At 42.5% G+C, this 7,348-nt stretch carries 5 protein-coding genes; 3 read left to right on the forward strand and 2 right to left on the reverse strand.

Annotation, left to right across the window (positions count from 1 at the left end):
* Window positions 1–3: 3 nt before the first annotated feature.
* Both thiL and A4R26_RS12940 read right to left on the reverse strand, forming a co-directional pair.
* A complete protein-coding gene (thiL, locus tag A4R26_RS12935) occupies window positions 4–1,038 on the reverse strand; it encodes a thiamine-phosphate kinase (RefSeq protein ID WP_081164188.1) in 1,035 nt (344 codons plus the stop codon).
* Window positions 1,039–1,269: 231 nt separating this feature from the next.
* The gene (locus A4R26_RS12940; RefSeq protein WP_081164189.1) at window positions 1,270–2,046 is read right to left on the reverse strand and encodes an inositol monophosphatase family protein; all 777 of its coding nucleotides are present in this window, start codon (window positions 2,044–2,046) and stop codon (window positions 1,270–1,272) included.
* Window positions 2,047–2,201: 155 nt separating this feature from the next.
* Here A4R26_RS12940 and A4R26_RS12945 point away from each other — a divergent pair, with 155 nt between their 5' ends.
* The 3 genes from A4R26_RS12945 (at window position 2,202) to A4R26_RS12955 (ending at window position 7,314) form a co-directional block, all read left to right on the forward strand.
* Complete coding sequence (locus tag A4R26_RS12945) at window positions 2,202–3,371, forward strand: glycosyltransferase family 2 protein (protein WP_081164190.1); 1,170 nt, start codon at window positions 2,202–2,204, stop codon at window positions 3,369–3,371.
* A gap of 468 nt (window positions 3,372–3,839) precedes the next feature.
* Window positions 3,840–4,760 (forward strand): hypothetical protein, encoded by a 921-nt coding sequence (locus tag A4R26_RS12950; protein ID WP_081164191.1) that lies wholly within the window; start codon window positions 3,840–3,842, stop codon window positions 4,758–4,760.
* Window positions 4,761–4,821: 61 nt separating this feature from the next.
* Complete coding sequence (locus A4R26_RS12955; RefSeq protein WP_081164192.1) at window positions 4,822–7,314, forward strand: T9SS type A sorting domain-containing protein; 2,493 nt, start codon at window positions 4,822–4,824, stop codon at window positions 7,312–7,314.
* The last annotated feature ends 34 nt before the right edge of the window (window positions 7,315–7,348 follow it).

The following is a 7,348-nucleotide window of genomic DNA, read 5'->3' on the forward strand; positions in this document are numbered from 1 at the left end:
CGTTTATTTTTTAAAGGCGTTCCAGCCCTGGGCGGTAATATTGTGAACCTGCCCGCCTTTAGTATTTATTTTTATTCCTTCAGCGGCATCGGTCATATAACCTATGGCGCTAATTTGTTCATTTAAAACGATCTTTTCGTAATCAGATTGTTTCATAGTGAACAGTAATTCGTAATCTTCGCCACCGCTGAGCGCACAGGCCGTTGGGTCTATTTCAAATTTAAAGGCTGCCTTGCGCATTTCATCGGCTATGGGCAATTTTTCCTCATACAATACACAACCAAGCTGACTTTGTTCGCAAATGTGGAGTATTTCTGAGCTCAGGCCATCGCTCACATCCATCATAGATGTGGGAACAATGTTCTGGGCCTCCAGGAACTCTATTATATCCTTGCGGGCCTCGGGTTTCAACAGGCGGCCGATTACATAACTTTCTCCCTCCAGATCGGGTTGAACCTGTGGGTGTTCCATATAGATCTGCTTTTCTCGCTCGAGGAACAGCAGTCCAACATAAGCTGCGCCGAGGTCGCCGCTGCAGCAAAGCAGGTCGCCTTTTTGGGCAGTATTCCTTTTTACAAAATTGCCGGGCGTTACCTCACCAATGGCGGTAACCGATATAACGAACCCTTTTTGCGAAGTACTGGTATCGCCGCCAATGAGGTCGACCCCATATTTTTCGCAGGCTGCATAAATTCCTTCATAGAATTCGCTGATGGCTTCCACGCTAAAGCGGTTGCTGATGCCAATGCTTACCGTTATTTGTGTGGGCGTGGCGTTCATGGCGTAGATGTCGCTCAGGTTCACGATCACGCTTTTGTACCCAAGGTGTTTCAGGGGTGTATACATCAGGTCGAAGTGGATGCCTTCGATCAGCAGATCGGTGGTTATAACGGTTTGTTTTCCAAAATGATCGATCACCGCCGCATCGTCGCCAACGCCCAGTATGGAAGACGCGTTCTGCAACTCTATGTTTTTCGTTAAATGGTCTATCAAACCAAATTCGCCGAGGGAACTAATTTCTGTTCTGCTTTCACTCATGGTGCTAATATGAAATCTTTTACAATCAATAGCAATACTCCGCCCTCGCTTCGCGAAGCGAGGGCGGAGTTGAAAAAGAATATTAAAGTTATAGAATTATTCGGCAGCTAACAGGGTGTCAGTTGACAGGAAGCAATGAACAACAGGAAATTTGCGAATTATGGCTTGGTGCGAAAATCAGCAACCCCTGCCAATTGCTTATTGCCAATTTAACGCGCCGAAGGCGCGGAATTATGCCTTGTCGTTCACCCATTTTAACATATCGTCGTGTATCTTTCCATTGGTAGCGGCGATATGGGGTTGATAGGGTGAATATGGATTGCCTTCGAAATCAGTTACTTTACCACCCGCTTCTTCTACAATTAAAAATCCGGCGGCGCTGTCCCAGGCCTGTAATTTATGCTCATAAAAACCGTCGAACCGGCCGGCGGCAACCCAGCACAGGTCCATAGCGGCTGAACCGAGGCGGCGAACCGGGATACCGGCCCTGATGAACCGGGAGAATGCTTCCAGCGGTCCATTGGGGAGGTTGATATAAGTATATGGGAAACCGGTTACCAGGCACGATTTCTTAATGTCGCTTTCGATACTTACGTGAATGGGCTCGCCGTTGAGCGTAGCGCCATTGCCTTTTTCGGCGAAATAATACTCCTTAATGAACGGGTTAAGCACAGCGCCCATGAGCATGGTGCCATTGTGCTCCAAACCAATGGAAACGCAACAAATGGGAATACCGTGAGCATAGTTCACCGTTCCGTCGATGGGGTCGATGATCCATTTATACTCGCTGTCCATGATGATCTCCCCCGCTTCCTCGCTCATGATGTAGTGGTTGGGAAACTGTTCTTTGATGGTATCGAAAATGGCTTTTTCAGAAGCGTGATCGGCTTCCGTAACCAGGTTATTGATACCTTCTTTATTGCTGATCAGCAGATTTTTAGAATTAAAATAATGCTGCATCACTTTGGCGCCGGCTTCGGTGGCGTTTATTAAAGTTTCTTTTAACATGGCGCAAAGATAAGGGGTTACCCGGGTTACAAGTTGCAGGTTACAGTGGGCAGGGGAGGCAAAAGGGTTATTGGCTGATAATTGGGGTTCCGGAATGAAATTACCCTGTAATCTGGACCTTGTAACCTGAAACTTCTGTCCTATTTTGCAGCACTATGCTGCTGTCTGTTATTATTGTGAACTATAATGTTAAATACTTTCTGGAACAATGTTTATGTTCCGTACGGAAGGCTATTGGGGCGGTGACTGCTGAAACCGGCGGGCCTGATGTGGAAGTATGGGTGGTAGACAACAATTCAACCGACAAAAGCATAGAATACCTGCAGGGCCGTTTCCCCTTTGTTCAATACATAAAGAATCCGGTGAACCAGGGCTTTTCAAAAGCCAATAACCAGGCAATTCAAAAGGCTGCCGGAAAATATATCCTTTTCCTGAACCCCGATACCATTTTACCTGAAGATGCCTTTACGAAATGCATTGCATTTATGGAGTCTACCGCCGACGCCGGTGCGCTTGGGGTGCAAATGATAGATGGTACGGGCCAGTATTTGAAAGAATCGAAAAGAGGGTTCCCCTCGTTGTGGGTATCGTTCTGTAAAATGAGCGGTTTAACCCGCTGGCTCCCCCATTCAAAGATCTTTGCCCGTTACTATATGGGCCACCTTAGCAACCAGGAAACAAATAAGGTAGATATTTTATCAGGTGCGTTCATGATGGTAAAAAAAGCGGCGCTCGACAAAACCGGCGGGTTCGACGAGCAGTTCTTTATGTATGGTGAAGACATAGACCTGAGTTACCGCATTCAGCAGGCAGGGTACCATAATTACTATTTTGCTCCCTGTACTATAATACATTTCAAAGGTGAAAGCACCCGGAAGGACAGTAAATACGTACGTCAGTTTTATAAGGCAATGGTACAGTTTGTACAGAAACATTTCCATGGTGAACTGGCGTGGTTTTATACGGGCCTGCTCGAAGCCGTGATATGGCTGCGGGCTGCCATAACCGTTGTAAGCAGGGAACATGGCGAGCGATCTATAAAATATGAAGGCACGCCCAGCTTTTACCTGGCCGGCGATGAAAAAAGCGGCAATGAAGTGCGTTCGGTGTTAAGTTCTTTCCCCAATTATTCAATTACCGCCGTTCCCGAAGATGCCAAAGAGTGGATCTTTTGTGAAGGGCCGGCTTACTCATTTGCGCAGATAATCGACCAGTTGAAAACATGCCCTTCCTGGTTAAAACCATTTATACATGCCAGTGGCACCTACACTATTGTTGGCAGCCATTCGAAGGACCAACGCGGGTATGTGATTGTGATGGAGTGATGACTTTCATGCTCCGGTGAATAAGTGAGCAAAGAAGAACTTCCCGATATTAGGATTCTATTCTATAGCATCATAGTTTTGCCTCGATAAATAGCTCGGGGTAACCCGGTATTGGATATACGGACAGTAAAGTGGCCGGCAATAAAAAATCTTACACACTTATCGGTCGTTTTTACACGCTTATTGGCAAAACTGCACGGATATTAAAAAGAAGAATTTTGTGATTGCTATTTCACTAGATTTGAACAACATCTAAACCTTATTTATGCAAGTAGAAACTTTACACTTCTGCAGTCTCCTGCATAACGTCTTTTTATATAAGCATACCAATAGAGCAAATGAACTGCATTGTAACAATTGCAGTTGACCGTAAACAAATTTCTCTTATATCATCAACTTGTTTAATTCTTCGGCTTGGGTGCTGAACAGGATATCCTCTTGTTTTTCTTAACCATCAAATTATATTTTATGTTGAAAAAGACCTTAAAAACTTCAGTTGCTTTATTATTCATTGGAACCGGTTCATTTGCACAATGGGGTGGAAGCGCTACCACTACCGGTGATACATACAGAGATGGGAATGTCGGCATTGGTACAACTACACCAGCAACACAATTACATATTAACACACAAAACTATGGAAGCATTTTATTGGGTGATAATTCAGCCGGCGGTGTTGCTATTACAAAAGAGGCAGACAGCCGGCTCGCTATTTGGAACAGTGGAGTATTTGGTCAGTCACAAACGGAAAGATTTACAATCAGCGCGAGTGGAAGTGTTGGTATTGGAACCGGTCCAAATGTTATACGAAAATTAACTGTATCAATTAACAGTCAGAACGATGGCCTTTGGTTGAGTAATACTGCTCAAAAAGACATCACACTTCAAACCAATTCTTCACAAGGGGCATGGAATGGCCTTACACAGGCAGGTGACCACATGCTTATGTGGAAAACGTCAACTATAGATAATCCAAATGCAGGAGCACTTGTAATTGGCCCATGGTGTAATGGAAGCAAAGGTTTGCGTATAACCTATGATGGTAATGTTGGCATTGGTACTGCCAATCCTGGCGAATTTAAGCTCGCTGTAGAAGGTAAAATAGCTGCCCGCGGTGTAAAAGTTACCAATACTTCTTTTGCAGATTATGTTTTTGATTCTACATACGTTTTAAGACCACTGTCAAATTTGGAAAATTACATCAATCAGAACAAACACCTGCCTGGAATTCCTTCAGCAAAAGAAGTTAAAAAGGAAGGAGGTTTTGAGCTGGCTACAATGAATGTAAAGCTGCTGGAGAAAATCGAAGAGCTTACTTTATATGTGATCGAGCTTAAAAAAGAGAATGAGCAAATGAAAAAGGAGATAAAGGAAATCAGAAAGAAATGATCAGGGTTTCAAATTGTATGGACAAGGAATTACATTGACATTAAAACTTGTACAGAAGGATATGAAAACTTTTTTAAAGCTAATATTTATATGTCTGAGTATCCTTCCATTTAAAGGATATTCACAGGCTTGCGCAGATGATTATTCAGATATCACTGCCAACCAGTTTGTATGTGGAAATTATGGTGATGCAAGCGGTAACTCTAACTGGAACTGGGAAATAAAACCAACGGATGCTAATTTTTGTAAACATTGGTACGCCCGCACCAGCAGTATAAGTACGAAACTAACTGCAATGGGCTCTCCTTTTGTAAACTCACCTACAAGTGCATTGGACATAATTTCACAAAATGAAGATTATACAAAGGCAAAAGGCTGGGAGCTGTTACAAAGAGATTTTGGATGTACCCATGTTACAGCCTACCCTTATTTTGTTTTGTATAATAAGTATACTGGTCTAATAAGAGTGTTTATTTATAAAACGGAAACTCCGGATGGATTCACCTCCATGCTTGTGACCATGGAACCTACTATGCCTTCCCCATACCCTGCCACAACATCGCTTGGTGATGAATTGGCAGGTACACCAGAAGCTTTTCGTAGCGCTAATTTATCAGAAAAATACGGAAAGAAGGTGGTTTCAGTAACTGAACAAGGGGGATCTACCAGATGGAATGTAGCTGAATTCAATCCAGGTTTCGACCCAAACATTCAGGACGGGGCGTATACCGGGGCAGGCTTAAAATTTACAATTTATGGAGTACTTACCAATGAAATGAAAGCAATCATTAAAGGAAGAAGCGTATCTGGTAGTAATCCTTCATTGTATAGTTTTTCATACGTGCCAAAAAATGCGCCTACTTCAAGCAACGGACAAACATATAATTTTTCAGCCTTAGGGGAAAAATTCAGTAAGTTCAGCAAGTCGCTTACTGAAATACGAAATGTGGCCAAAACTTTTGCTGAAAGGGTTAAAGATAAAACGTCAGAGTCAAATCCTTCTGAAAACAGTGTGGAAGGTAAAATAAAACAGGAGGCTACTAAAGTTAGCAATAACTCGAACAACGACGTCGACTTCCTTACAATGTTGGGTGATGCAACCACAGGTCTTGCTACCGGTACAGGAACCGCAGGGACCATTTTAAAATTCGTTGGAGAAATGATCGGATTGTTTTCAGGTGGTTCTGCAAATAAACCAGCCTCCATGCCTACTTATACTTCGTATGATATGGAATTGAATGGTACGCTCACTGCCAAGACTGTACAGCAGTCATTTATTTTGCGGGTTCCCGGTACTATTCAAATAAACAATGATAATGCTACTTATTACAAATGCCCGCTTGGATTGGTGAATTTAAAAAACACGCCAAGGGCTGATTCGGTTTTATATACAAGGGGCCACGCTGCCCGCTATTCGCAATGTTGTATCGCCACTGACAGGTCTGATTATTTATCCTATAAAGTGAAAAACGATTTACAAGTGTCATATAATAGCGCCGACTTGGATTTGGTTTCTGTTCAAGGTGCTATAGTGGGGCAAGTTCTTCCTGATGCAAATAATATTGCTTCTTATGATCTATTTAAGAAAAATGTAAGACTTGAGAACTACGACGGTTACTCTCTTTATGTAGATTATAATTTAATGCGCCCCGATCTGGAGTCGGGAAGGCTACAGGTTACCACATTTGATACGGAAAAAAAGTTGCACACGTTTCAGACCCCCTATGTTAATATTGAATGCATAAATGGTCTTGCTTTTAATGCTCGTAAGGAAACTAAAGTTTGGTTTAGATTAAAAGCTGTATTAAAAAGGAAAAACGATCCTGAAAATAAGCCCATTGTTTATATTCATGATTATGAAATAGATGTGTCGCAGGGAACAATGGATCCTTATTTAAGGGAGCGGCATTATACAAGATATTCATGGCAATACCCGCTTCCGTATTCAAACTATACTGAAAACCCAACCTTTATCTCAGACAAATTAATAACAGGTGTTACATATAGCCAGGGAACAGAAGAAAAAGCTGATAATAGTATCACCACCGAAAACGATGTGGATGTAATAGTTCCTGCCGGTCAAACTGTAGCATACAGATCAGGGTCTATAATAGAGCTTCAAAATGGATTTGATGCCCAGCCTGGTAGCGAGTTTGAAGCCTCTATAAATACATATGGGTATAATATTGCATGTGGTAGTCCTATAATCGAAGCCTACCAATATACAGGCAACTGTTATAATAATGCTATTTCAGGATTGAGAACAGTAACTAACTCAACAAAAACTACCAATGAAGCCATTAACCCTGCAATATTGAACGTATATCCTGTGCCAACCAGCGGCAAGTTATTTATCGATGGTTGTAATACCAATGGTTTTACAACCATCACCATCCTCGATCAATCAGGCAGAGCCGTTAAAGAAGTAAGGTCACCTTCTTTCGATGGCGGTCGCATAAGCCTGGATGTTTCAACGCTGAGCAATGGAGTCTATTTTGTAAAAATCCAAACCCTGGCCCAAACAATAACCCGGAAAATAGTTGTAAACAAGTAGTTCTTGTAAATTCTTGCCATGTTGACCCAGGGTT

Source organism: Niastella populi (assembly GCF_002078015.1).
GTDB classification, from domain to species: Bacteria; Bacteroidota; Bacteroidia; order Chitinophagales; family Chitinophagaceae; genus Niastella; species Niastella populi.

What these genes read in the sequence shown, in the direction of transcription:
- thiL (WP_081164188.1), bottom strand. Translation starts at nt 1,038, where the DNA reads ATGAGTGAAAGCAGAACAGAAATTAGTTCCCTCGGCGAATTTGGTTTG.
- A4R26_RS12940 (WP_081164189.1), bottom strand. Translation starts at nt 2,046, where the DNA reads ATGTTAAAAGAAACTTTAATAAACGCCACCGAAGCCGGCGCCAAAGTG.
- A4R26_RS12945 (WP_081164190.1), top strand. Translation starts at nt 2,202, where the DNA reads ATGCTGCTGTCTGTTATTATTGTGAACTATAATGTTAAATACTTTCTG.
- A4R26_RS12950 (WP_081164191.1), top strand. Translation starts at nt 3,840, where the DNA reads ATGTTGAAAAAGACCTTAAAAACTTCAGTTGCTTTATTATTCATTGGA.
- A4R26_RS12955 (WP_081164192.1), top strand. Translation starts at nt 4,822, where the DNA reads ATGAAAACTTTTTTAAAGCTAATATTTATATGTCTGAGTATCCTTCCA.